General features: G+C 37.5%; 22 protein-coding genes and 1 pseudogene. 12 read left to right on the top strand and 11 right to left on the bottom strand.

Features of this window, described 5'->3' with window-relative positions; genetic code table 11:
- Positions 1–3: 3 nt before the first annotated feature.
- Positions 4–357, bottom strand: a complete 354-nt coding sequence (locus tag B6A32_RS00280) for a DUF4810 domain-containing protein (RefSeq protein WP_085300770.1) — start codon at positions 355–357, stop codon at positions 4–6.
- Between the two features lie 12 nt (positions 358–369).
- Positions 370–1,047: a CsgG/HfaB family protein gene (locus tag B6A32_RS00275; protein ID WP_085300769.1), complete on the bottom strand. Its 678-nt coding sequence runs from the start codon at positions 1,045–1,047 to the stop codon at positions 370–372.
- Between the two features lie 150 nt (positions 1,048–1,197).
- Here B6A32_RS00275 and B6A32_RS00270 point away from each other — a divergent pair, with 150 nt between their 5' ends.
- The 11 genes from B6A32_RS00270 to katG all read left to right on the top strand — a co-directional run bounded on the left by B6A32_RS00270 (position 1,198) and on the right by katG (position 14,031).
- Positions 1,198–2,526, top strand: a complete 1,329-nt coding sequence (locus B6A32_RS00270) for a sigma-54-dependent transcriptional regulator (RefSeq protein WP_085300768.1) — start codon at positions 1,198–1,200, stop codon at positions 2,524–2,526.
- 43 nt (positions 2,527–2,569) lie between these two features.
- Entirely contained in the window at positions 2,570–2,782 is a 213-nt protein-coding gene (locus tag B6A32_RS00265; protein WP_085300767.1) for a HAMP domain-containing histidine kinase, read from the top strand.
- 64 nt (positions 2,783–2,846) lie between these two features.
- Complete coding sequence (locus tag B6A32_RS00260) at positions 2,847–4,322, top strand: sensor histidine kinase (RefSeq protein ID WP_085300766.1); 1,476 nt, start codon at positions 2,847–2,849, stop codon at positions 4,320–4,322.
- Positions 4,315–4,767, top strand: coding sequence for a response regulator (locus B6A32_RS00255; protein WP_085300765.1), 453 nt, complete (start codon positions 4,315–4,317; stop codon positions 4,765–4,767). The genes B6A32_RS00260 and B6A32_RS00255 overlap by 8 nt, the downstream gene beginning before the upstream one ends.
- Positions 4,768–4,785: 18 nt before the next feature.
- Positions 4,786–6,732 (top strand): hybrid sensor histidine kinase/response regulator, encoded by a 1,947-nt coding sequence (locus tag B6A32_RS00250; RefSeq protein ID WP_085300764.1) that lies wholly within the window; start codon positions 4,786–4,788, stop codon positions 6,730–6,732.
- A gap of 338 nt (positions 6,733–7,070) precedes the next feature.
- Positions 7,071–7,499 (top strand): hemerythrin domain-containing protein, encoded by a 429-nt coding sequence (locus B6A32_RS00245; RefSeq protein ID WP_085300763.1) that lies wholly within the window; start codon positions 7,071–7,073, stop codon positions 7,497–7,499.
- Between the two features lie 62 nt (positions 7,500–7,561).
- Positions 7,562–8,404 (top strand): phospholipase A, encoded by an 843-nt coding sequence (locus tag B6A32_RS00240; protein ID WP_085301497.1) that lies wholly within the window; start codon positions 7,562–7,564, stop codon positions 8,402–8,404.
- A 61-nt stretch (positions 8,405–8,465) separates the two neighbouring features.
- A complete protein-coding gene (locus B6A32_RS00235) occupies positions 8,466–10,085 on the top strand; it encodes a diacylglycerol kinase family protein (RefSeq protein WP_085300762.1) in 1,620 nt (539 codons plus the stop codon).
- Between the two features lie 334 nt (positions 10,086–10,419).
- Entirely contained in the window at positions 10,420–11,361 is a 942-nt protein-coding gene (locus B6A32_RS00230) for a mechanosensitive ion channel family protein (protein ID WP_085300761.1), read from the top strand.
- 121 nt (positions 11,362–11,482) lie between these two features.
- Entirely contained in the window at positions 11,483–11,632 is a 150-nt protein-coding gene (locus B6A32_RS00225; RefSeq protein WP_085300760.1) for an entericidin A/B family lipoprotein, read from the top strand.
- 227 nt (positions 11,633–11,859) lie between these two features.
- A complete protein-coding gene (gene katG / locus B6A32_RS00220) occupies positions 11,860–14,031 on the top strand; it encodes a catalase/peroxidase HPI (RefSeq protein ID WP_085300759.1) in 2,172 nt (723 codons plus the stop codon).
- A gap of 121 nt (positions 14,032–14,152) precedes the next feature.
- On the opposite strand, the gene B6A32_RS00215 is transcribed toward katG, so the two are convergent.
- The 6 genes from B6A32_RS00215 to B6A32_RS00190 all read right to left on the bottom strand — a co-directional run bounded on the left by B6A32_RS00215 (position 14,153) and on the right by B6A32_RS00190 (position 18,913).
- Entirely contained in the window at positions 14,153–14,608 is a 456-nt protein-coding gene (locus B6A32_RS00215; RefSeq protein ID WP_085300758.1) for a hypothetical protein, read from the bottom strand.
- Between the two features lie 676 nt (positions 14,609–15,284).
- Positions 15,285–16,670 carry an NAD-dependent succinate-semialdehyde dehydrogenase gene (locus B6A32_RS00210; protein WP_085301496.1) on the bottom strand — a complete coding sequence of 462 codons (1,386 nt, stop codon included), beginning with the start codon at positions 16,668–16,670 and terminating at the stop codon, positions 15,285–15,287.
- A gap of 350 nt (positions 16,671–17,020) precedes the next feature.
- Positions 17,021–17,656 carry an SDR family oxidoreductase gene (locus tag B6A32_RS00205; protein ID WP_085300757.1) on the bottom strand — a complete coding sequence of 212 codons (636 nt, stop codon included), beginning with the start codon at positions 17,654–17,656 and terminating at the stop codon, positions 17,021–17,023.
- 60 nt (positions 17,657–17,716) lie between these two features.
- On the bottom strand, positions 17,717–18,139 hold the full coding sequence (locus B6A32_RS00200; protein ID WP_085300756.1) for an MAPEG family protein: 423 nt from the start codon (positions 18,137–18,139) through the stop codon (positions 17,717–17,719).
- A 338-nt stretch (positions 18,140–18,477) separates the two neighbouring features.
- Positions 18,478–18,726 (bottom strand): hypothetical protein, encoded by a 249-nt coding sequence (locus B6A32_RS00195; protein WP_085300755.1) that lies wholly within the window; start codon positions 18,724–18,726, stop codon positions 18,478–18,480.
- Positions 18,727–18,736: 10 nt separating this feature from the next.
- On the bottom strand, positions 18,737–18,913 hold the full coding sequence (locus B6A32_RS00190; protein ID WP_085300754.1) for a DUF1328 family protein: 177 nt from the start codon (positions 18,911–18,913) through the stop codon (positions 18,737–18,739).
- Between the two features lie 334 nt (positions 18,914–19,247).
- On the opposite strand from B6A32_RS00190, the gene B6A32_RS00185 reads away from it, so the two are divergent.
- Positions 19,248–20,030 (top strand): S1/P1 nuclease, encoded by a 783-nt coding sequence (locus B6A32_RS00185; RefSeq protein WP_085300753.1) that lies wholly within the window; start codon positions 19,248–19,250, stop codon positions 20,028–20,030.
- A 709-nt stretch (positions 20,031–20,739) separates the two neighbouring features.
- Here the strand turns inward: B6A32_RS00185 and B6A32_RS00180 are convergent.
- From B6A32_RS00180 to B6A32_RS00170, 3 genes and pseudogenes are all read right to left on the bottom strand, one after another.
- The gene (locus B6A32_RS00180) at positions 20,740–20,976 is read right to left on the bottom strand and encodes a thioredoxin family protein (protein ID WP_085300752.1); all 237 of its coding nucleotides are present in this window, start codon (positions 20,974–20,976) and stop codon (positions 20,740–20,742) included.
- Between the two features lie 23 nt (positions 20,977–20,999).
- Positions 21,000–21,386 (bottom strand): annotated as a pseudogene (locus B6A32_RS00175) (permease); the annotation flags it as partial.
- A gap of 92 nt (positions 21,387–21,478) precedes the next feature.
- Entirely contained in the window at positions 21,479–23,683 is a 2,205-nt protein-coding gene (locus B6A32_RS00170; RefSeq protein WP_085300751.1) for a PepSY domain-containing protein, read from the bottom strand.
- Position 23,684 lies beyond the last annotated feature (1 nt).

Here is a 23,684-nt window from a genome sequence, read left to right as displayed (position 1 = left end):
TCTTTAGCTATTATTTAATGAACGTTTTATTAAACCATCAATAAACGTTGATGATTCAGGATATAATTCTTTTTCTTTAGTAAGTGACGCTAAAGCAAGTTCTTTATTACCATTTGCTGCGTACATCAGTCCTAAATGAGCATATACCCCTGGAGGAATGGGCTTACCAACTGCTGCAGCTTTCTCAATATCAGTTTGCAATAATTCTATCTGAATACTTGGTGGTACTTCACCTGGTGTATGATGTGTTTTGTACACTAACCCCTCATATTCTCCCCAATAATATTGAGAGTTGTTGGATGCACAACCAGAAAACAATATAACTGTCACGACTATAGCTAATATTTTATTTTTCATACGTTTCTCTTATTATAAAACGAAATTTAATGTACCGTTTTCTAAATCTCTAGTTATGTTATTGATACTCTCTTTAATCGCAAAATCTAGCACCTTGCCATTAAGTGTCGCATCATAACCAGCTTTAGAACCAAAGCCTACAACCTGCCTTTCATTCAACTGAAATTCGCCTGCACCTTGAGTTGAATAAATAATTTCTGATGTAAGAACATCAATAATGTTAAGTGAAACTTTGGCATAAGCAATTTGGCTTTTCCCAGCACCTAAAATACCAAATAACTGTTTGTCTCCAGTTACTTTACGACCAAATTCAGTAACACCGCCACTAATAACATAACGAGCGCCTTTAATTTCTTGTTTAATACCTAGCAACTCTGCTTCTTTTTGCATGTTTACTAAGTTTTCTCTATCAACAACCTTAAAACGATTCGTTTGTTGCAAGTGAGTTTTTAAAATTGTTTTCCCTTGATTCCCTAGTTTGTCAATATTGGAAGAAAACAACCCTTGCATATAATTTGAACGATTATTAAATTCACCTAATACAAGAGTTGATTTAGGGCCACTGTAAACTGTATTACTTGCTTCGACTTTCGTTATAGCAACTGCCTGGTGGGTTTCTGTAGCACAGCCTGACATTAATGCTATAAACGAAAAACACAAGCCAAGTAACTTTATCTTATTGAATTCCATGAGATATACTCCTTTTATTTTATGAACTACGCATATTACTACATTAAAATATAAATTATCAATTTAACTTTGTTAGTCACATTTCACGTTATTTGTTACTATCTTACGATTATAAAAAGCGTTACCTAGTAACGTTCAAAGGAAATTAATATGCTACAAGTGCTTTTGGTGGATGACGATGCAGAATTTACAGAAGTTGCATGTCAAATAATCGAATTTATTGGCCATGATGTTTATGTTGCATCTACTTTAAAAGAAGCAGAGGAATGGCTAACCAATCAGCAATTTGATCATGTTTTGCTTGATTTCATGTTACCAGATGGTAGCGGCTTACACCTGATAGACTTTTTGCAAAAAAATAACCTCAGCCCTTATATAACACTTATAACTGGTCACCCTTCAGTTAAAGGTATGCTTGCCGGTTTGTGTGGGCCAAAAGTTAACTACATAGTCAAACCGCTGCAACGTGAAGATATTGAAGCAACACTCAATAGAAAAACTAAACAATCTAAAAAAACCAACAGTAAAATGCCAACCTTGCATTTTGGCTGCTTAGTAGGTGAGTCAAAGCCTATGCAAGAGCTTTATACCATGATTGAACGAGTAGCTAAAACCTCTGCTAACGTTATGCTTATGGGGGAAAGTGGTGTTGGTAAGGAGGTTGTTGCGAATGCCATTCATGCTTCTACTGGGGCAACGGATCCCATCGTTGCTACTAACTGTGGTGCGATATCGAAAGATCTCATTAGCAGTGAGTTATTTGGTCATGAAAAAGGCGCATTTACAGGCGCTGTTGCCCGCAAAGATGGCGTATTTGTTCGAGCTGGTCACGGTACACTATTTCTTGATGAAATAACCGAAATGCCAATCGACATGCAACCAAACTTATTGCGCGCATTAGAAAACAAACGCGTAACACCTGTCGGCGGCACACAAGAAATCAAGGTTAATTGCCGCGTTGTTTCTGCTACAAACAGAACAATGGCTGAGTTAGCTGAAGGAAAAGTTATTCGTGAAGATGTGTATTATCGTTTAGCCGTTTTTCCAATTAGCATTCCATCATTGAGCGAAAGAAAAGAAGACATTCCTTTACTTGCCGAAGTATTTTTACAACAACTGAACGATGAAAATGATGCCGAGTTTATTTGGACAACCGCGCAGTTAGATATATTAAAAAATAATCCTTGGCCAGGTAATGTTAGAGAACTTAGACACGCAATACACCGTGCATTTATTATGAGTGACCCGACAACAAAAGTAATGCAATTACCAAGTAGTTTTATCTCACCATTCGCGTCTAACACAAATAATTCATCTGCTATTTCGGCAGGCCAAACCATTGAAGGACTTGAAAAAGAACTTATTCGTGTAACGCTAAATAAAGTTGATGGCAATAAAACCCAAGCAGCTGAAATGCTAGGTATTAGTACAAAAACCTTATACAACAGATTACATGCATACGGTGACTTTACCGATTAACATCCTAATAAGTGGCTAAAATTTCAATAAAAAAGGCAATAACATGAATCAAGAAAAAAACGATATTAATCAATTAATACATGATACTCGTGCGCCTTTAAATAGAATTTCGATGCAAGCTGAGTTGATAAAAATGGTGCTCGACAACGATATGCCTAAAGACAAAGCAATCGCCGCGGTAAATAAAATAATTGATGCTTGCCAAGATTGTAGCAAGTATTTACAAGATATTGCTGAATTCTCTCATGATGATTAATTATTTTCCGTAAAAATCAAACAGAAAACTTCAGGTTTCTTAACTGACCAGCAAATGAGTAAAAATGAAAATTAAAACACTTTTCGACAATACATTATTTAATTGGGCACTGATCTCAAGCATCGTTGTTATGATGATAATTACCAACGGTTATTTAGCGATAAAAACCATTGAAGATTTATCTAATACGCAAAGTAGTTTATACAATACCGGCGATATTATTGGAGAGATAGACAATCTACATAGCTTAGTATTAATGGCTGAAACAGGCCAACGAGGATATTTATTAACTGAAATACCAGAATACTTAACCCCTTATGAAGATGCCTTAAATAGTCTAAATGAACAACTGACTAATACCAGAGAATTACGTTCTGAAGTACCAGGACAAACAGAAAGAATTGCAGCTTTACTTATTTTAGTAGAGCAAAAAACCGATGAATTAATTAAAACTGTTGAACTAGCATTAGCTGATAAAGAAAAGCGCGCGTTAAAACAAGTAATGACAGGTACAGGTCGCGACTTATATAAAGAGTTTAGAGCAGACTTAGAGTATATAAAAATACGGGAAATAAATTATCGAAATACACTGTTTGCCATTCTTTCAACAATCGAGCGTGAAGCAAAAGTTACTTTCGCCATTTCAGGCATTACCAGTACACTATTACTATTAGGGTTAGCCTTTTTTGCACGGTTAAGTAGTAAAAGCGAATTAAAATATCGTCTACAGCTTGAACAGCAAAATGAAGATTTAGCGCATAAAGTTGCAGTGCGCACCAAAGACCTTACGCTTTACTCTGAGGAATTATCGCGCAGTAACCGTGAACTAGAAGACTTTGCTTTTGTTGCATCACATGATTTACAAGAACCGCTAAGAAAAATTAGAGCATTTGGTGACAGGTTGCAAACAAACTACGCCAAATTGTTAGACGAAAAGGGCGCTGACTACATTGATAGAATGAAAAATGCAGCAGAGAGAATGTCAAACTTAATCAATGACCTACTTGAATTTTCTCGTATATCTACACGCGGAAAGCCTTTTAAAAATGTTCCTTTACAACAACTCATAAAAAATACCATTGGTGATATAGAAATTAGTATCGAAGAAAGCGGCGCAACAATTACACTAGATAAAATGCCCGAAATTAATGCTGATGCAAGCCAAATGCACCACCTTTTTCTTAATTTAATTTCTAACGCTATTAAGTTTAGAAAAAATGATGTTAAACCTGTTATTAAAATACAATATAGCCAAGAAACAACAAACCAAGAACAATGGCATGTTATTACTGTAAAAGACAATGGTATAGGGTTTGAGCAGGAGTTTTCTGATAAAATATTTGTACCATTTCAGCGCCTACACGCCAGAACTGAATATAAAGGCACCGGAATTGGTTTAGCAATTTGCAGAAGAATTGTTGAACGCCATGGAGGTAACATTTCAGCAACAAGCGTTTTAGGTGAAGGAACAAATTTCAAAATCGAAATACCTTTTAATAATACTTTAATTGATTTAAGCGGAGAAAATATTAATGCTTAATAGTACAGGCAAGCCTTTCACTATATTAATGGCCGATGACGATGAAGATGATCGTCTTCTCACCCAAGACGCTTTGCAAGAAAGCCGAGTTAGAAATAACTTATATTGCGTAGAAGACGGTGTTGAGTTGCTTGAATACCTCAAAAGAGAAGGTAAATATGCAGATCCTGAAAAATCACCCAGACCAGGACTGATTCTCCTTGATTTAAACATGCCAAGAAAAGATGGCAGAGAAGCGCTAAAAGAGATTAAAGCAGATGAAGAATTGCGAAATATTCCCGTTGTTATACTCACTACTTCAGGGCAAGAAGAAGACAAAGTTAAAGGTTATAACTTAGGGGCTGCTTCGTACATTACTAAACCCGTTAATTTTGAAGGCTTAGTTGAACTCATGAAAGCATTAGGAAAATACTGGATAGAGTTTGTTGAATTACCGAATGAGTAAATTATAAAGCCAATAAATATGAACAAAAATCCTAAAGCAATTGCTCGTGTTTTACTTGTTGAAGATGACGAAGATGACTTCATTCTTACGAGTGAATACCTTAATCAGTTAACGTCCCATAGTTTTGAAATTGATTGGGTGACTAACCCCACAGAAGCACTTGAACAACTAAATTTAGGTAAGCATGATATTTGCCTACTAGATTATCAACTAGGTGCTTACAATGGCTTAACCGTATTAGAAAAGGCCTCAGAAGACGGCTGTTCAATACCCATTATTATGCTAACTGGACAATCAGACGAAGCGCTTGATCAATCTGCTTTAGCTGCTGGCGCTGTTGACTATCTTGTAAAAAGCGAAATGACCACAGCGAGGTTCGCTCGGGCTATAAGATATGCTTTGGCACGACAAGAAATAGAAAACGAGCGACTAGAACGCATAAACGCAGAAACACAAAACCAGTCAAAAGACCGGTTTCTTGCACATTTAAGTCATGAACTTCGAACACCATTAACCTCGATTCTGGGCTATACCGAAATATTACTAAACAGTAACAAAGCGCCACATGCAGAATCTGAACTTAACATTATTTTAAATAACGGCCAACACTTGCTCGGCCTATTAAATAATGTGCTCGACTTATCAAAAATTGCCGTGGGTAAACTCGAATATAATTTTTCTACTATCAATGTCGACAGCTTTATCGCCGATATTTTTTGTTTAATGCAAGTGCATGCCGCCGACAAAGGCTTGATATTAAAAATGCATGCAAAAAATGCCTTACCTTTGCAAATATATTCCGATCCTGTGCGCCTGCGCCAAGTGCTAATCAATTTAATTCATAACGGCATCAAATTTACCGAAACAGGTCAAATAACATTAACTATCTGGACTGAGTTTATCAATGAGCAAGAGCTAATAAAGTTTTCAGTTGCAGATACGGGCCAAGGTATTCCAGAGCAAATGTTAGGCAATATATTTAAACCCTTTGAGCAAGTTGAAGACTTTATATCAAGAAAAGAGCAGGGTGCTGGTTTAGGATTATCCATTTGTACTGAGCTAATTCAACATATGGGCGGCTCGATAACAGTTAACTCTGTGGTTAATCAAGGTAGCGAATTTATTTTTTCTATTGATCCTGGCGATATTGCTGATCAAGAACGTGTTCTACTGGCTTTTGAACAAGAGCATACAAGCCATGAGATTATCGCACTTACGCCACTACAAGGGCATGTGTTAGTCGTTGATGATATGGATGATATTAGGCAATTAATTGGTCAAATTTGTCAATCATTTGGCCTTAAGGTTAGCTATGCATCTAACGGCTTACAAGCAATAGAGCAATGTAAATCAGCCAAAGAAAACAATCATTGTTTTGATCTGATCTTGATGGATATTCATATGCCAACGCTTGATGGTAAACGTGCAATTAAAGAAATAAGAGCGTTAAAATTAGATAACGCTATTATTGCCGTTACCGCTGCAACCATGAAAGGTGTAAAGCAAGAGTTATTAGCTCTTGGCTTTAACCATATTGTTGCTAAACCAATCGACAAAAACGAACTTTACCAAGGCTTAGCTAATTACCTAAGCATAGAAAACCAGTCAAGTGCATTACAAAATAGTGTTCAGCGATTTTTAGTGGTTGAAGACGATGAAGATGCCGCAGATGTAACCGTGCTATTACTTGAATCTCTGGGTATTGAAGCTGTAAAAGCCCAAACGGCTCAAATATGCCAAGATCTACTTATCAAAGAGAATAATTGGACGACAATATTACTTGATCTGCACCTACCAGATGCAAGTGGCTTAGATTTAGCCCATTCGATAAAACAGTCCCACCCAAATATTAGGATAATATTAGTCAGTGGCGCCACGGTGGCTGAACCTTCCTTGAAACAAGCTGGCATTAATAAAGCGATACTTAAACCTATTAATCTAGAAATCTTAAAGAGCCTGATATAGCAAACGGCTTGTTAGGCTCATTCTCACAATCATAAAATAATTACTCACCGGCGTGTAAATATTGCTTCTTATTTAAAACAAATAAAATAGCCTACGATAAATACACCAAAAATTCACCCTAAAAACAACAACTTAACAATATTTACATTCTGGTATATATCTCGCTTATATCAAATCATTAATTTCTCCCTACTGTAAAAGTACAGTAGGCCTGTTAGATCACTTTACACAAAAAGCTAAGTTAATCACCGCGTTAGCAAAGCCTTGTTAAGTGATCTATTTAATAGTTTTTTGAGTATTAATAGTACTTAAAATAATGATGATAAAAGAGGGACACCATGGATATTTTTGCCGCACTAAGTAGTGATCATGAAAAACAACGTTTATTAATGAAAGCATTAGTAGAGACATCGGGTAACTCCGCAAGCCGAAGAGATTTTTTTATCGACCTAAAACACCAATTAAAACGTCATTCTGCTGCCGAAGAACGTCACTTTTACATGCCGCTAATGGAGCTTGATACAACCATAGAGCTTGCTCGACATGCTATTGCTGAACACCATGAGATAGATGAGTTTATTGCCAAGCTAGAAACAACCGATATGGATTCGCCTGTTTGGTTAAAAACCATGAAAGCATTACAACATAAAGTTACCCATCACTTAGCTGAAGAAGAAAGAGAATTTTTTCAACAAGCGGGTAAAAAACTAAGCGCTAGCCAAAAAATAGCCTTAGCAACTCAATATCAAGCAGAGATGTCAAATTGATTAAAATTTTAAAAAGTATTAAACCTTTACTAACAAGCGCTATTTTAATTATAAGCTTTAGCATGAGTGCAGAAGAAGTTTCTAATGACTTAGCTCAGCCTTCAATTTTAGACCAAAGATCGAAGGCTGTTAACAAAGCTATTGCTAACCCTTTTGCATTTTCACAGCATAGACTAAATTATATTTTGCCATTTTCCTATGCGAGTAATCCAAACACACTCAGCGCTACCGGTTTAAATACTGAAAATGTTGATAACATAGAAGCAAAATACCAAATTAGCGTTAAATTACCGTTATACCAAATGGAAAACAGCACATCTGGCTTATACATGGGTTTTACAGCTGTTTCATATTGGCAAGTATACAATGGTGAAGCTTCGAAGCCATTTAGAGAAACCAATTATGAACCTGAATTGTTTTACTCTTGGAGGAATGAACTCACTTTTGCTGGTTTCAAATTTAACCAAATTCGTCTTGGCGTAAGCCATCAGTCAAATGGTCAAAGTGGTTTACGCTCACGAAGCTGGAACAGAATTTTTGCTTCTGCCATGTTTAGTGATGAAGACTCATTTTATTACCTAAAAGCCTGGTATCGAATAAAGGAAGACCCAAAAGATGATCCTTTTGATTCTACTGGCGACGATAATCCTGATATCACCACATTTTTAGGCCATACAGAATTTGGCTATGGTACTAAACTTGGAAGTTTCAATCTCATTACCTTAATAAGAAACAACCTAAAAACCAGTGAAAATAAAGGCAGTGTTGAACTCAACCTTTCATATCCAATAAGTGAGAGATACGAGTTACTAATGCAATACTTTAATGGCTATGGCGACTCTTTAGTTGATTATAACCATCATCAACAACGAATTGGTTTTGGTATTCAATTAAAATTTATTTAAGCAACCCTACTTTAACTGACGTTGCTCAACTGAACTAACGATCTAAAATAGGAGAAAACTCATGTTTATCGTTAAATATTACCTTATAGCCGCTATTTTAGCTGTTGCAGTATTTCTATTGAGTAGCAGTTTGTTTATTAAGGTTATTTTCGCTTGGATTGGCTTGTCTTTAACACTTGTGAGTGTAGCCTATATTTTTGATTTACCTTGGATTTTCAGAAAAAAAAGTAATGGCAGCATACCTTTTTATATTAGGTGGCTTTTTATTCCTTTTTTATTAGGCTCTCAGCTATATAACGCATGGGCGAGAAAGTATGACAAGGTACCTGCTATTCAAAAAATTGAACATAATTTGTTTTTGGCCTGCCGACTTTTTCCGTCTGATATTCCTTACTTAAGACAACAAGGCGTTAGTGCAATATTAGACGTTACTGCTGAATTTGACGGCTTAGATTGGACAGCACAGAGCGAAGCATTAGATTATTACAATCTACCGGTATTAGATCATAAAAGCCCTAAAGCAGAAGAGTTACAAAAAGCGGTTCATTGGATTGAAAACCAACTTTCAAATACTCATGGTGTCGTTATCCATTGTGCTTTGGGGCGCGGCAGATCAGTTTTGGTGATGGCAGCATATTTATTAAGTAAAAATAAAAACTTAACCGTAGCTCAAGCTTTAGACAAAATAACCGGTATACGCACTACCGCAGGACTCAATAAAGCCCAACTACGCGCATTAGTGCAATTTAATAAAGATAGCCTTAGCTCGCAACAAAAGCATATATGGATCATTGCAAATCCGGTATCTGGTGGTGGCAAATGGTTAGAAAATAAAGCAGAAACTATTGAACGACTATCACCTTATTTTGTTTGCCATATTTTAGAAACAACTCAAACAACGTCAGCTAGAAGCTTAACCCAGCAAGCCATAAAAAACGGTGCAAAAACAATTATTGCCTGTGGGGGCGATGGTACATTAACTGAAGTTGCCACAGAACTCGTCAACACAGATATTACGATGGGAATTTTACCCATGGGCACAGCAAACGCCCTTGCGCATGTTCTTTACGGTATTAGCTCAAAATTTATTCCACTAAGTACAGCCTGTGACGTGATTATTGCCGGTAAAAAAACCAAAATTGACAGTGCAAAGTGTAACGACAACCTAATGCTACTGTTAGCAGGTTTAGGTTTTGAAAACAAAATGATTACTAGCGCTAACCGAGAAGAGAAGAATGCTGGTGGTCAATTCGCATACTTGCACGCTTTTTGGCAAGCCGTAAGCAGTAACGAAACATTACACTTGAAAGTAAAGCTAGATGAAGCGCCTGAACAAACCATTAAAACAACCAGCTTAGTTATCGCTAATGCCGCACCATTTACAACCATATTAGCGCAGGGAAAAGGAGCACCCAATATTAAAGATGGTTTACTTGATGTTACCTGGATACACCCTCAACAAGATATAACAAACAATGTGCTCAGCTTAGCTGAATTGGCTTTATCAGGGCTAACTCAACAAACACAGCCAATTCAAAGTAAGCATGCTTACGCTAAAAAAATCGTGATAAATGCAAATCATGAACTTAAATATGTCATCGATGGCGAGGTGTTTTCAAGCCAATGTTTAACTATAGAAGTGATGCAAAAATCATTAAATATATTTAGTAGCGAAGAATAAACACAATATTACGAGAAATAAACTCTGTTTTTATGCTGCTACCTCTGCACTTGCATGCTTAACAATTTACCCTGTAAAAATTACACAGTTACTTGCAACCATCTGCCAACAATAAAATATAAAACAATATTATCAAGTAGTTATGTAGTGGCATAACTCTTGATTATAAAAAGCCATTGTTAATTAAATTTTAAAGCGTACAGCATACAATGAGGTTGAAGATGAACAATATAACGATTCCGTTTGACTCTGATGACGACGACATTCAATAACACGGTCAAGTAACAATAAATAATGAGCACTAAAGCAAACAACATCAACATTAAGGAAAACAATGAAATTAATTGAGTTAGATAAATTCTGGCCACTTATCAACGAAAAGCTGCAACTTTGGTTAGAAACAGGCATTCAACACCTGCCCAACCTGGTTGTGGCAATTTTCATCGCCATTATATTTTCTATTATCGCCAGAATTGTCGGGAAAGTTACCCGCAAAGTGCTCAGAAAAGCACTCGACTCTATACAAATTGCCGACCTACTATCATCAATTATAAAAGTTGTGGTGTTACTTTCAGGTATTTTTGTCGCATTAGACTTTCTGGGTCTACAAGGCACTGTAACGTCTTTATTAGCCGGTGCAGGTATTATTGGCTTAGCCATAGGCTTTGCATTCCAAGACATGACAGAAAACCTGATTGCAGGTATTGCCATGGGCATTAGAAAACCATTTCAAATCGGTGACATTGTAGAAACAGAAGAAATTTTTGGTACCGTTAAAACCATTAATTTACGTAATACCTTGGTTGAAACCTTTTTCGGTCAATTAGAAGTAGTGCCAAACAAGATCATGTTTAGAAACGTACTGACCAACTACAGTATTAATGGTATTAGGCGCATAGAGGTTCCTGTAGGTATATCTTATGCAGACGATCCTGAAGTGGCTGCAGAGGTTATTGTAGAAACATTGAATAAATGTGACTTTGTTATCAAACAAGATGAAACCGCAGTTTTTGCTGAAAGTTTTGCTGATAGCAGTATCAATTTATTAGTTTGGTTTTGGATAGATTACCCAGGCGAAACTGGATTTATGCAAGCAAGGCATGAAGCGATAGTAAAAATAAAGTCATCGCTTGAACAAGCTGACATATTAATACCGTTTCCAATTCGAACGCTAGATTTTGGTGCTAAAGGTGGTGAAAAACTAAATACCATGTTGAGCCCAAAAGCGACTGAAAAAAGTGCAAATAAAGCGGAATCTAATGAAAGCAGTGCATAGCTCAGTTACTAGATAAAATAACAGCGAAAATATTTAATTACGCCATACTCAAATAACGAGAATAAATACGCAGCTTAATATTTATGATCATAAAAAGTTAACAACCTAGAAGGAAAGCAAAATGAAAGTTAAAACATACGTTTCAAATATCAAATCTATATTAACGGTATTGTTACTTAGCTGTGCTTTAGGTGCCTGTGCAACAATCGAAGGCGCCGGTAAAGACATAGAAAGCGCAGGTGAAGCGGTGCAAGATGCCGCTAACGGTTAACCGCTGATTAAAACAGTATTACACAATACAGAGCGCCACTTAACAACTGGCGCTTTTAATATTTTTAAATTATTTAACAACAATTTATCTGAAACTTTTTGCTACTTATATCGGTCTATACCTTAAGATTTAAAACGTTTAGTAAGCTATGTGCTCGCGTGAACTCATGTCTTCACATCAACTAATCACCAAAGATATTTATAGCAATTCACCCAAGGAAATTGAATATGAATGATAAAAAAACGGCTAGCGGAAAATGTCCTGTTATGCACGGTGGTGCAACCGAAAGTTCAATGACAAACATGCAATGGTGGCCAAAAGCATTAAATCTCGACATTCTTCATCAACATGACAGTAAAACGAACCCAATGGCTGCTGACTTTAATTATCGAGAAGCCGTTAAAAATCTTGATATTGCAGCACTAAACAAAGATTTACACGCATTAATGACTGACAGCCAAGACTGGTGGCCTGCCGACTGGGGTCATTATGGCGGTTTAATGATTCGTATGACTTGGCATGCAGCGGGTACCTATCGTATTGCTGATGGTCGCGGAGGCTCGGCTACCGGAAATCAACGCTTTACACCAATTAATTCTTGGCCAGACAATGCCAATTTAGATAAAGCACGTCGCTTACTTTGGCCAATAAAGAAAAAATACGGTAACCAACTTAGCTGGGCAGATTTAATTTCATATGCTGGCACTATTGCTTATCAATCTATGGGGTTAAAAACCTTTGGTTTCGCCTTCGGTCGTGAAGATATTTGGCACCCTGAAAAAGACACTTATTGGGGCGCAGAAAAAGAATGGCTTGCAACAAGTGACAGTGAAAACAGCCGTTATTCAGGTGAGCGTGATTTAGAAAATCCTTTAGCTTCAGTTATGATGGGGTTAATTTACGTTAATCCAGAAGGTGTTGACGGTAAGCCAGATCCTTTAAAAACAGCTCATGATATTCGAGTTACTTTTGAACGTATGGCCATGAACGATGAAGAAACCGTAGCGCTAACTGCTGGTGGCCACACCGTAGGTAAATGTCATGGTAATGGCGATGCATCAAAGCTTGGAAGAGAGCCAGAGGCTGCCGACATTTCAGAACAAGGCACAGGTTGGAACAATAAAACTAAGCGTGGTATTGGTCGTGATACCGTTACCAGTGGTATTGAAGGAGCATGGACTACAAACCCTACACAATGGGATAACGGCTACTTTTCAATGTTACTAGATCATGAATGGGCGCTTGAAAAAAGTCCTGCCGGCGCATGGCAGTGGCAACCAGTCGACATTAAAGAAGAAGATAAACCCGTTGATGTTGAAGACTCATCCATTCGCACTATGCCAATAATGACTGATGCAGATATGGCCATGAAGGTAGATCCTACTTACCGTGAAATATCAGAGCGTTTTGCTAAAGACCCTGAATATTTTTCAGATGTTTTCGCCCGTGCATGGTTCAAATTAACTCATCGAGATTTAGGACCAAAAGTACGCTATATCGGCTCAGAAGCACCACAAGCAGATCTTATTTGGCAAGATCCTGTACCTGCAGGTATGACAGATTATGATATTGAGTCTGTAAAAGAAAAAATCGCTGCCAGTGACTTAACTATTAGTGACATGGTTGCCACTGCTTGGGATAGCGCTAGAACTTATCGCGACTCTGACAAACGTGGTGGTGCTAACGGAGCACGCATTCGTCTTGCACCGCAAAAAGATTGGCAAGGTAATGAGCCATCGCGTTTGAGCAAGGTATTAAAAACACTTGAAGACATTGCAAGCAGCAGTGGTGTCAGTATTGCTGACGTTATTGTATTAGCGGGCAATGTCGGTATTGAACAAGCAGCAAAAGCTGCGGGTGTTGAAGTAAACGTGCCGTTCGCGCCTGGTCGTGGTGATACCACGGATGAACTCACTGATGTTGAATCATTCGAAGTGCTAGAACCTTTACATGACGCCTATCGTAATTGGCTCAAAGGCGATTATAAAGTTAGCGCTGAAGAGCTCATGCTTGACCGAACTCAATTAATGGGATTAACCGCTCATGAAATGACCGTTTTAATCGGTGGTATGCGTATGTTAGGTACTAACTTCGGAGGTACCAAACATGGGGTATTCACAGAAAACGAAGGTGCTTTAACAAACGACTATTTTGTCAACTTAACGGATATGAACTATAAGTGGCAGCCTGTAGGCGATAAGTTATATGAAATTCGTGAGCGAAAAACAGATAAAGTTAAGTGGACAGCAACTCGTGTTGACTTAATCTTTGGTTCTAACTCAATACTGCGTGCCTACAGCGAAGTGTATGCGCAGGATGATAATAAAGAAAAGTTTGTACACGATTTTGTTGCCGCTTGGGTAAAAGTGATGAACGCCGATCGCTTTGACTTAGCCTAATTAACGCCTGCATTTCCCCACATTAAATTAGCGAAGTGTGGGGGAGCGCAGTTAGTATCATCGTCATAAATTGCCTATAAAAAAGGCCTTAAAGGCCTTTTTTTATAACATTGTTAAAGAATTAACAATCTTCGTCTTCAGCATCTGCACTTTCTTTTGCTTTTTCACAAGCATCTTCAATAGCATTACCTGCATCAGTTTTCATATCACCAAATTTGTTGCTGATACTATCTTTCATATCGCCAATTTTATCGCCGGCTTTTTCCATTGCTTCGCCTGCATCATCTTTTAATGCCGATACTTTTTCGCCTGCGCTGTCTTTCATGTCACTAACTTTTTCGCCAGCACTTTCAAGGGCATCGCCAGCACTGTCTTTCATTTCGTTAACTTTTTCGCCAGCGGCTTCAAGTGCATTACCGGCACTGTCTTTCATTTTATCCATAGTGCTGCTGGCATCTTGTGCAACAGACTCAACTTTGTCACCCGCTTTTTCTGCTTCTTTTTCGCTACATGCTGTTAAACCAAACATAGCAACAGATAAAATAAGTGTGGTTGATAATTTTTTAATAAATGTCATTTTTATTCCCTAGATTTTTAGTTATTTTCCACGAATTGCATGCCCGATTAAAGACATAATCGGCAACCCTAAGAAAATAAAATATATTTTTATAATACCAATAACTGAATCAGCTATATCACTAAAACTAAATATTGCTGCAATAACTTAAAAATAAACCCTCTTCATTTAATGAATGATTTTCTCAGGTTAATTTTTTAGATATCTATAAACATAGTTTATTACTTATTTCATCTAAAAATCACTCATAACCTACTGAAAATTATTAATTAACGAGCGTTTATAAGTTTTATTATATATCAATAACAGCCAAAGCAAGTAAAATATTTACCGACTATACAAGAATAGCATTCATTTAAATAAACTAAAGGTTCACTAATATCAATACGCTTGCTTTTCAGGCAATAAAAAAGGCCTAGAAAGGCCTTTTTGTGTAACTACCAAGTGAGCACTTAAAAGTCTGTATCTTTCGCTTTATCACCATTTAATGCCGACAACCCTAATCAGGGTGTCTATGCGCAGCTTGTTATCTGCAGGTTTTAACACGTAGTTTTTAAGTGAATGATTTAACCGTTAATACGGCTTAAATTTTAAGAAAACCTACTATAATTTGACTTTAAAAACGCCCAACTTACATTGAGCATCTTGATTATAAATAAAACAATCTCGTGCTTCGTTATGATGTTGGTCTATTAATCATTATTGATTTAATATTAACGAATTCTTTTAAACCAAAACCACCATGCTCTCGACCATAACCACTGTTTTTCACTCCTCCAAAAGGTAGGTTTGGTTGCGATAAACCATAGCCATTTATGTTAACCATACCCGTGTTAAAGTGTTTCTGAGCAAGCTCAACAGCTCGTTCTTCGTTTTTAGAGAAAATACCACCGCCTAAGCCATAGCGAGAGTCATTAGCAATTCGCATTGCCTCTTCATCATCACTCGCCTTTATAAGCGCAGCAACAGGACCAAATAACTCATCATCATATGCCGGCATATTAGGTTTTACGTTTTCCAAAATAGATGCAGGGTAAAAGAAACCTTCTCCCTCAGGAATATCACAACCACAAACTACCGTTGCACCACGCTTAATAGATTCAGTAACTTGTTGGTGTAATTTTTCACGTAAGTCTTTTCTCGCCATTGGGCCTAAATCAGTTTCATCTGCCCAAGGATCGCCTAATCTTAGCTGCATCATCGCTTTTTTAAAGCCTTGTTTAAACTCATCATAGTTTTTTTCGGTGACAATAAAACGTTTTGCAGAAACACAGGTTTCACCATTATTAATAACTCGCCCTTTTACACAGGTTGCTATCGCTAGCGCAATATCTGCATCATCTAAAACCATATAGGCGTCATTGCTACCGAGTTCTAATACTGTCTTTTTACTATGTTTAGCTGCTTCTTCTGCTACCAACTTTCCAACTTCATCGCTACCGGTGAAAGTAACCCCTTGAATAGCATCATGACTAATTAACTTACTGGCAGTTTCACCATCAATAAGTAACGACTGGTAAACATACTTGGGAAATCCAGCTTGCTCATATAATGATTGAATTTTTTCTGCCATACCAAATACGTTAGAGGCATGTTTCATCACGGTAGTGTTACCGGCAACTACATTAGTAATGCTATATCTCATCACCTGATATAAAGGGAAGTTCCATGGCTGAATTCCTAAAATAACACCAATAGGTTGATAAGTGATCAGTGCTTTACCTTGTTCGTAATCGCGCTCTTCGTTAGCCAGTGCCTGTTCAGCAATGCTAGCCGTGTATTTACAGATTTCAACGCACAGCGCTACCTCTTGCTCACCTTGGGATTTAACTTTACCCATTTCGTCAACCATGAGTTGCACTAACTCGTGCTGATTGTCTTCTATCACTCGCGCTAGCGATAGCGCTAACTTTGCTCGCTCTGCAACGTCAACAAGCTTCCATTTATTGAAACTCTGATCGGCATTTTCTAAGGCAAGCTTAGCCTCGCCATGTGTCAGCAAGTTATACTCTTTAATCTTTTCCTCGGTAAAGGGGTTGATCGTCTCTATTGAATTACTCATTAGTTTTTTGACCTCTTTTCGCGTTAGATATACAGAGCATTGCAAGGCTAAAGCCACATTTAACATTAAAAAATACAGGTAAACCCTTGATTTAATGATAAATAAATATGGTTTATTTTGGCTTATTAATAAGTAAACCAATGAGCATGAAAAATATTCACGATGAAGTGTGAGATTTACAGGTTGGGATTGCACTAAAATTGCCAATAGGGCTAATGAGTCCCCATAACCTAAGCCCTAAATAGCAATAACGCGACTTTTTAGTCGCGTTATTGCTTAATGCTGATCTCAATCAATATAGCATCATAGTCATTTATATAAATTGAGCAGGGCTCAAAAATATTAAATGTCTATTTCATTACTTCATCAATGCTTTTACTACCATTAAATAGTTCTGTTACTGTGTTTGCTTTAGGTGAATTATTAACAATAAATAACAGTGCCTTAGCAACGTCATCTCGTGTAATAATTGCATCTTCTTTTTGCGCGGGCCTTGTTATTGTAAACTTTCCTTTAGCAGCATCATTGGTTAATGTGCCAGGACGAACAATAGAGTAGTGCAACCCGCTACGCATTAAATGTTCGTCAGCCATGTGTTTGGCAATTAAGTAAGGTTGCATACTTTCTGAGCCTTCTGACGGTGCATCAGCACCGATTGAACTGACTAATATAAAGTGCTCAATCGCATTAGCTTTTGCATAATCAGCCGCTCGGCATGCGGCCCATAAATCAATTAACATGGTTTTATCTGCTCCTGTATTACCACCAGATCCAGCGACAAAAACCACATTGGTACATTGCTTAAATGCCTTACCAAAATCTTTAGTGAGATCGGCTTCAACAATCGTTAAATTTTCATTATTAATAGCTGATAATTTACTTTTATCACGAACAAGCGCAACAACATGATTACCATCATCAAGCATAAGTTGGGTAAATTTTTTACCAATTTGGCCACTGGCACCAATAATTAATGTTTTTTTCATATTATCTGTTTCCTTATAGTATTTAAGATTTCTATTCGATTATGTAAATGAATAAAAAATTTAAAATGCAATTAACCTTAGTCCAATCATTACCAACATGGTGATATTGGCAACTACACCAATTAAAAAGAAATAAGTACGTGGGCTTGGGTTTTTCTCGGTTGCAATAGCATAGTACAACGCCATATGGATAATTCTCGCGGCAAGATAAACCCATACGCAAACAGCAAAAATAGGGCTTTGAAGGTTAAGAGCAAAAGCAAAAAGAACCGTGCCTACATATAGCGCACTGTTTTCTAGCGTGTTTTCAAAAGTGCGGTGTGATCTAAATACAAAACTATCGTGGGATAAATTTTCGTCAATTTTGCCAGGAATAGCATTGGGTTGCTTAGCTTTACTAAAAGTTGCTACTGCCCACTGAACAAGTACCATCAATAAGTATAAGTAAAATCCCAAATAGGCTGAGTTGCTTACTGTAATCATTATTACTTCCTTTTTATCTATTGTGAGCATTAAGTAGCAAGTATCGAGCCTAATTTAAGTTGTTGATATTTAGCCATTTAACTTTAAAAAATATCAATGGTGTATAGAAAGTACAAAGGCTATTGTAAAGGTTACTTATGCCAAGGTTGAATTTTCATTCAATGAAGATAACGCTTCAAGTTAAGTGCGGATCTGTAATTGATGCTTATTACCTGAATGTTAGTCGGTAGTAAAAGTTGAAAGATATTGCCAATGTTTTTATCGCTAACTTTATAAATTCGATGAAAAACAGTCACAAAAAAAGGCCTAGAAAGGCCTTTTTATTTCTTAACTGTAGATTAACAGTCTGTATCGTCAGCTTTTACACCTTCTTTTACATTTTCACAAGCGTCTTCAACAGCATTACCAGCATCAGTTGCCATGTCACTTACTTTATCACCGGCATCTTCCATAGCATTTCCGGCATCATGTACCATGTCATCTACTTTCTCACCAGCGGTTTCTGCTTTATCGCCACTACATGCCGCTAAACCTAATACTGCTACAAGTGTGATCATTGTTGTTGATAATTTTTTAATAAAAGTCATAATTTTTTCCTTAAAGTTTTGGTGATTTACCACGAATGGCATTAGCGATTAATGAAATAACCAATAATACAACGAAGATGAAAAATATAATTTTAGCAATACCAGCTGCTGCGCCTGCAATACCACCAAAGCCAAATATTGCCGCAACGATAGCAACAACTAAAAATGTAAGTGCCCAGTTCAACATAGTATTCCCCTTTAATTAATTTAGTTTCGAACTACGAGTAACTTAATGCTTTAATCGTGCCAGATAGAAAATAAAACATAAGAACTTGTTATGTAACGATTTAAATTAGTCACACCTAAATTACTTTACAAATTTCATATTAATTAATTGAAATTTTTACAGACAGGTTTGTATAAGTTGCAGAGCAATGAAGAGAATTTAGTAAATTTATAAAACAGTGGTGTTATACAATAAACAACGACAACTAGTTGTATATTTCTCCCTAGATAAGCAATATAGCGATAAAATTGTACCAATTTATAAAATTTAGCAAACTACAGGAAAAGGACGATAAATGATTAACAAAATGTTTATGGTTGTCATGATAACCATATTAGCTAACTTACCGATGAAATCAGCTTCAGCATTAGGGCCTAATGGCCATCGTATAGTGGCAAAAATCGCTGAAGATAACTTAGACCCTGACGTTAAAAAGGTACTGATGGAAATAACTAATGGTGATCCATTAGCAAAATTAGCAAACTGGCCCGACACTATTCGTTCAGATAAACATTGGGACCATGCCAAGCCTTGGCACTATATCTCAGTAGATGATGATGAGTCATTTACCGGACTTAGTAGAAGTGAATCAGGTGATGTACTAAAAGCCTTGTCTGATTTTGAAAAACAGCTTCGCGATAACACCATAAGTAAGGAAGAGAAGTGGCAAGCATTAGCCTTTTACATACATTTTGTTGGAGATATACACCAACCATTACATGTTGGCCGCAGAGATGATCGTGGCGGCAATGATATAAAAGTAACATGGTTTGGAAAGTCCAAAAATCTTCATGCAGTATGGGATTCTGCTATTATCGAAAATCAAAAGCTGTCTTACACAGAGTATGCTAATTTTTTAAATAATTACTCTGCAGATACCATTAAATTATGGCAAAGCGCTAAATATCTTGATTGGGCAAAAGACTCCAAAGCTATAAGAGCCAACGTATATAACTTTCCTGAAGATAAAGAATTAAGCTATCAATACGTATTTAAAAATACACCATTGTTAAATCAACAAATGTCTAAAGCAGGTGTACGTCTTGCTGGAATGTTAAATAAAATTTTTAAAGTGTAAGAAGGGTTTAAACTATTTTAAGCTGTTGATAAAGCCATAGCTTGTCATGAATTTTAGCTTTATAAACTTTGGGGTTTATCGTTTTAATTTGGTACCAAAATGAGGTATTTGGTACCAAATTAATTAACTATTAAAGCGGCTGTAAACTAACAATAAAGTATCATACTTTTGTGTCTATAAGACTCCCTATTATAGGACGTTAAAAGATAAGTATGTTTATTAAAGTATCATACTTTAAAAATTAAATTTGTAGCGGAGCTGCAAACAACAAACAATAAAGTATCACACTATCTACTTATGCTATTTGTTGAGTCAACTTTAGCATTCATTTATCCCTAGCAACCCCCCTCACACATAATCATCAAGATGAAGTTGAGTTTATCTAGCAAAATAAACTATTAGTTAACCCAATTAAATTGAAGACCACCCATAGATTTTAACATTATGAGTACATTTAATTAAACATCTAAAATCATATGCAACTTTGCCAGTAAATTACATTCACTTTTCCATGTGAAAATGACAATAATTCGCTATAAACTGACTTAAATATAATTGCTAAATATTTGTTAGAAATTAATTCTAGCTGTGGTCATACCTATGCCCAACACCTTAAATAACAGCTAACATTAGAGTGTATACCCTAACTCGCTTTCGCCCCCATTGTGAGTTAGAAGCTATAAATTAATGGCCAAAACAACTTGCATAGTTAACCTCTTAACCAGGCTTCAATTGCTTCTCTGTGTGGAATTGAACCACTATGCACATTTATTTCATCAACAATTACCGCAGGTGTATTCATTACACCGTACCCCATAATTATCTCAGGTTCTGTTTCTTTAATTACTTGTACGTCTATATTTAATTCATTCGCTATTTTTGAAATAGCTTCAACGGTTTTTTTACATTTAACACAACCAGTACCTAGTACTTTTATTTCTTTCATCATAATGTCCTTAAATTATTTCTTTAAATAAATGGGGTTAAATAATTAAAAATCCAACCAATTAATGTAAATGCGACGAGTAGGAGTACAAAGAGCACCGCCAATAATCGCCATTGCATCACTTGCTTTAACAAAATAAATTCAGGGAAACTCGCAGCTACAGTACTCATACAAAAGGCGAGTGTTGTACCAATAGGGAGCCCTTGTTTAATTAAACTTTCCATCACAGGAATTACCCCTGTAGCATTTGAATATAAAGGTATTCCAAGTAACACGGCAGAAGGAACTGACCACCATTGATCATTACCCAAGTTTTCTTGTATCCAACCCTCTGGTACAAAGCCATGTAGAGCAGCTCCTAGACCTACACCAATAATGACCCATTTCCATACTCGTCCAAATATTTCTAACACCATGTCAGTGCACCCTATAAATACTTAAGCCTTACAAAGGATAAATTTAGAAAGTACAAAAATATAACCCTCTTCAATCAGTCAACAAACTAATAAACATCTTCACGATAGCGTCCTTGGGCTTTGAGCGTTAGTACGTCCATGCCCAGAGGTGCGATTACTTCGTTCAATGCCACCATAACGCTGTTTGCCATGTCTCGTCCTCCACAGACCAAAATCTGTGCTCCCTTCTCTATTAATTCGCGTAACTCTAAGCTATCAACACCGATTTTTTCTTGCACATAAGAGCACTCGTTGGTACGGGAGAATACGGCGTTCAGTTCTGTCAGCCGCTTATCCTTAAGATAAGTTTTGAGCTCAGGTTCGTAGAGGAAGTCTGACTGTGGATTACGTCCTCCCCAATAGAGATGTATGGGGTGATGTGATTTATTATTGCGGATAAAACCGACCAAGGGTCCAATCCCCGTACCTGCGCCAATCAGCACTATCGGTGCTTTACCTGAAGCGGGTCGGAAACTCGGATTGGGCCTAATAAAAGCCTCGATACTGTCGCCTACCGATAACGAATGGAGAAAACTCGAACACAGCCCGCCGGAATGATGACGTATGCAGATCTCCAACATGCCATCCTTCGATGCCGATGCGAGGGAGTAAAATCGAGCCACCTTAGTGCCTGGCGCTAAAACACCTACTAAGTCACCTGCCTCAAAATGGGGTAGGCCTTTATCGTTAACATCAGGTTGTTTGAAACGTAATACCGCAGTTGGGGCTTGCACTTCAACGCCGTAATCGACTCGCTCGATGAGCGATAGTGTCGTACAGCGAGGATGACTCGGAGTGTGAACTAGCGACAACTTGGTATTGATAACCCTACCCACAGTGTTGCCCCAACGGGAGAACTCCTGTGGCGACTGCCTGTTGATGGTATCGAGTGGCAGTAATTGTGACCAACCTTTGGCAGTCAGTGCCGCTTCGACATCTTTTGCGTACTGACAAAAATCAGGAAATTGTCGATCGCCAAAGCCCAGTACTGCAACGGGAAACTCTGGTATTTTGGTCATTTTATCTAACTGAGTGAGGAAATGACTGGCCGAAGCAGGTGTATCGCCATCACCATAGGTCGCAGTCAGGATAAATAGCCGCTTCGTATTCGGATAGTGACTCTCAGAATTATTCGCAAAGCTGTTCATTGATATTGTGTGAACCTGATGGCCAGCTAAGTTAAGTGCATCATGAAAGGTTTTGGCAAAGCCCCAAGTACTATTTCCTTCGCTGCCAACCAATATTAAGGTATCAGCACTCTTAGGGGCTGCATTGTTATTGATTGTCGCGGTAGAGCGTTTACGACGCCACCAAATTTGAATGCCTGTCCACGACATTAGTGGCACTGTGAGTGCACCTAAACCTAATAGTAGTCCTAGCCACCAAAGTCCTTCGCCCGTATGAAGCATATAGATAAATTCATGCAACTTTTGCTTGTTGTTGAACGCTTGAAATGACAGTAATTGTCCTGTTGATTGGTCGATAAACCCGCTGCCTTGATGCGTAGTGATTGAATAAACATCATTGTGATCATCCTTATAGGGATAAACTATTTCTCTAAGTTCGCTCAAAGGGATCGATTTTAAGGCGGTAAGCGTATCTATTGATGCAGGAAAGTCACCTTTTACGTTTTCTGGAAAAGCGGGTTCTGATGATTGATAATCAGGAAGTAATTCAAAGGTTACTGCAGACATATACAGCCCGGTTGTGGCCGATAGCATCAACGCAATAACGGCTACTCGACCTACCTGACAGTGTAAACGCTGTCTAAAAGTGCCTTGAATAGGTCGTAAAATTTGACGCCAACCACCAAGGCGTTTTGCCAGCATGATGGCACCTGAAATGGTTAATATCAGCATAAGAAAAGTTGCAATGCCTGCGCCAACACGTCCGGGTGTGTCAAGTAAGTAAGACCGATGCAAATTTTTCACCCAAACCATAACGGGTGAGTTTGAATAAGCCCCGATAGTTTCACCGGTTATTGGGTTGATTAAATCAGCCCCAGTTTGTCCATCTTTGGTGTAATAGACGATAATACTGCCTGAGGGGCTACGCTGTATTTGCTCCGCACCTGGGTGGCTAGAAGCTAGCTTGCCCGCTAACTCGGCTACGCTAATTGAAGACGTGCCTGCTACCTTGGCTTGTGCAAATTCCATAACGGGATTGATTGATAGAACCGCTCCGGTGACAGAGAGCATCACAACCAACAACGTTGCCATTAATCCAGACCAAGAGTGAAATTTACGTAACATA

It is taken from the genome of Colwellia polaris, assembly GCF_002104515.1.
Lineage (GTDB): Bacteria > Pseudomonadota > Gammaproteobacteria > Enterobacterales > Alteromonadaceae > Cognaticolwellia > Cognaticolwellia polaris.
The sequence above is the reverse complement of the archived record's forward strand: the minus strand, read 5'-3'. Positions and strand labels throughout refer to the sequence as shown.

What these genes read in the sequence shown, in the direction of transcription:
- B6A32_RS00280 (WP_085300770.1), bottom strand. Translation starts at nt 357, where the DNA reads ATGAAAAATAAAATATTAGCTATAGTCGTGACAGTTATATTGTTTTCT.
- B6A32_RS00275 (WP_085300769.1), bottom strand. Translation starts at nt 1,047, where the DNA reads ATGGAATTCAATAAGATAAAGTTACTTGGCTTGTGTTTTTCGTTTATA.
- B6A32_RS00270 (WP_085300768.1), top strand. Translation starts at nt 1,198, where the DNA reads ATGCTACAAGTGCTTTTGGTGGATGACGATGCAGAATTTACAGAAGTT.
- B6A32_RS00265 (WP_085300767.1), top strand. Translation starts at nt 2,570, where the DNA reads ATGAATCAAGAAAAAAACGATATTAATCAATTAATACATGATACTCGT.
- B6A32_RS00260 (WP_085300766.1), top strand. Translation starts at nt 2,847, where the DNA reads ATGAAAATTAAAACACTTTTCGACAATACATTATTTAATTGGGCACTG.
- B6A32_RS00255 (WP_085300765.1), top strand. Translation starts at nt 4,315, where the DNA reads ATGCTTAATAGTACAGGCAAGCCTTTCACTATATTAATGGCCGATGAC.
- B6A32_RS00250 (WP_085300764.1), top strand. Translation starts at nt 4,786, where the DNA reads ATGAACAAAAATCCTAAAGCAATTGCTCGTGTTTTACTTGTTGAAGAT.
- B6A32_RS00245 (WP_085300763.1), top strand. Translation starts at nt 7,071, where the DNA reads ATGGATATTTTTGCCGCACTAAGTAGTGATCATGAAAAACAACGTTTA.
- B6A32_RS00240 (WP_085301497.1), top strand. Translation starts at nt 7,562, where the DNA reads ATGAGTGCAGAAGAAGTTTCTAATGACTTAGCTCAGCCTTCAATTTTA.
- B6A32_RS00235 (WP_085300762.1), top strand. Translation starts at nt 8,466, where the DNA reads ATGTTTATCGTTAAATATTACCTTATAGCCGCTATTTTAGCTGTTGCA.
- B6A32_RS00230 (WP_085300761.1), top strand. Translation starts at nt 10,420, where the DNA reads ATGAAATTAATTGAGTTAGATAAATTCTGGCCACTTATCAACGAAAAG.
- B6A32_RS00225 (WP_085300760.1), top strand. Translation starts at nt 11,483, where the DNA reads ATGAAAGTTAAAACATACGTTTCAAATATCAAATCTATATTAACGGTA.
- katG (WP_085300759.1), top strand. Translation starts at nt 11,860, where the DNA reads ATGAATGATAAAAAAACGGCTAGCGGAAAATGTCCTGTTATGCACGGT.
- B6A32_RS00215 (WP_085300758.1), bottom strand. Translation starts at nt 14,608, where the DNA reads ATGACATTTATTAAAAAATTATCAACCACACTTATTTTATCTGTTGCT.
- B6A32_RS00210 (WP_085301496.1), bottom strand. Translation starts at nt 16,670, where the DNA reads ATGAGTAATTCAATAGAGACGATCAACCCCTTTACCGAGGAAAAGATT.
- B6A32_RS00205 (WP_085300757.1), bottom strand. Translation starts at nt 17,656, where the DNA reads ATGAAAAAAACATTAATTATTGGTGCCAGTGGCCAAATTGGTAAAAAA.
- B6A32_RS00200 (WP_085300756.1), bottom strand. Translation starts at nt 18,139, where the DNA reads ATGATTACAGTAAGCAACTCAGCCTATTTGGGATTTTACTTATACTTA.
- B6A32_RS00195 (WP_085300755.1), bottom strand. Translation starts at nt 18,726, where the DNA reads ATGACTTTTATTAAAAAATTATCAACAACAATGATCACACTTGTAGCA.
- B6A32_RS00190 (WP_085300754.1), bottom strand. Translation starts at nt 18,913, where the DNA reads ATGTTGAACTGGGCACTTACATTTTTAGTTGTTGCTATCGTTGCGGCA.
- B6A32_RS00185 (WP_085300753.1), top strand. Translation starts at nt 19,248, where the DNA reads ATGATTAACAAAATGTTTATGGTTGTCATGATAACCATATTAGCTAAC.
- B6A32_RS00180 (WP_085300752.1), bottom strand. Translation starts at nt 20,976, where the DNA reads ATGAAAGAAATAAAAGTACTAGGTACTGGTTGTGTTAAATGTAAAAAA.
- B6A32_RS00170 (WP_085300751.1), bottom strand. Translation starts at nt 23,683, where the DNA reads ATGTTACGTAAATTTCACTCTTGGTCTGGATTAATGGCAACGTTGTTG.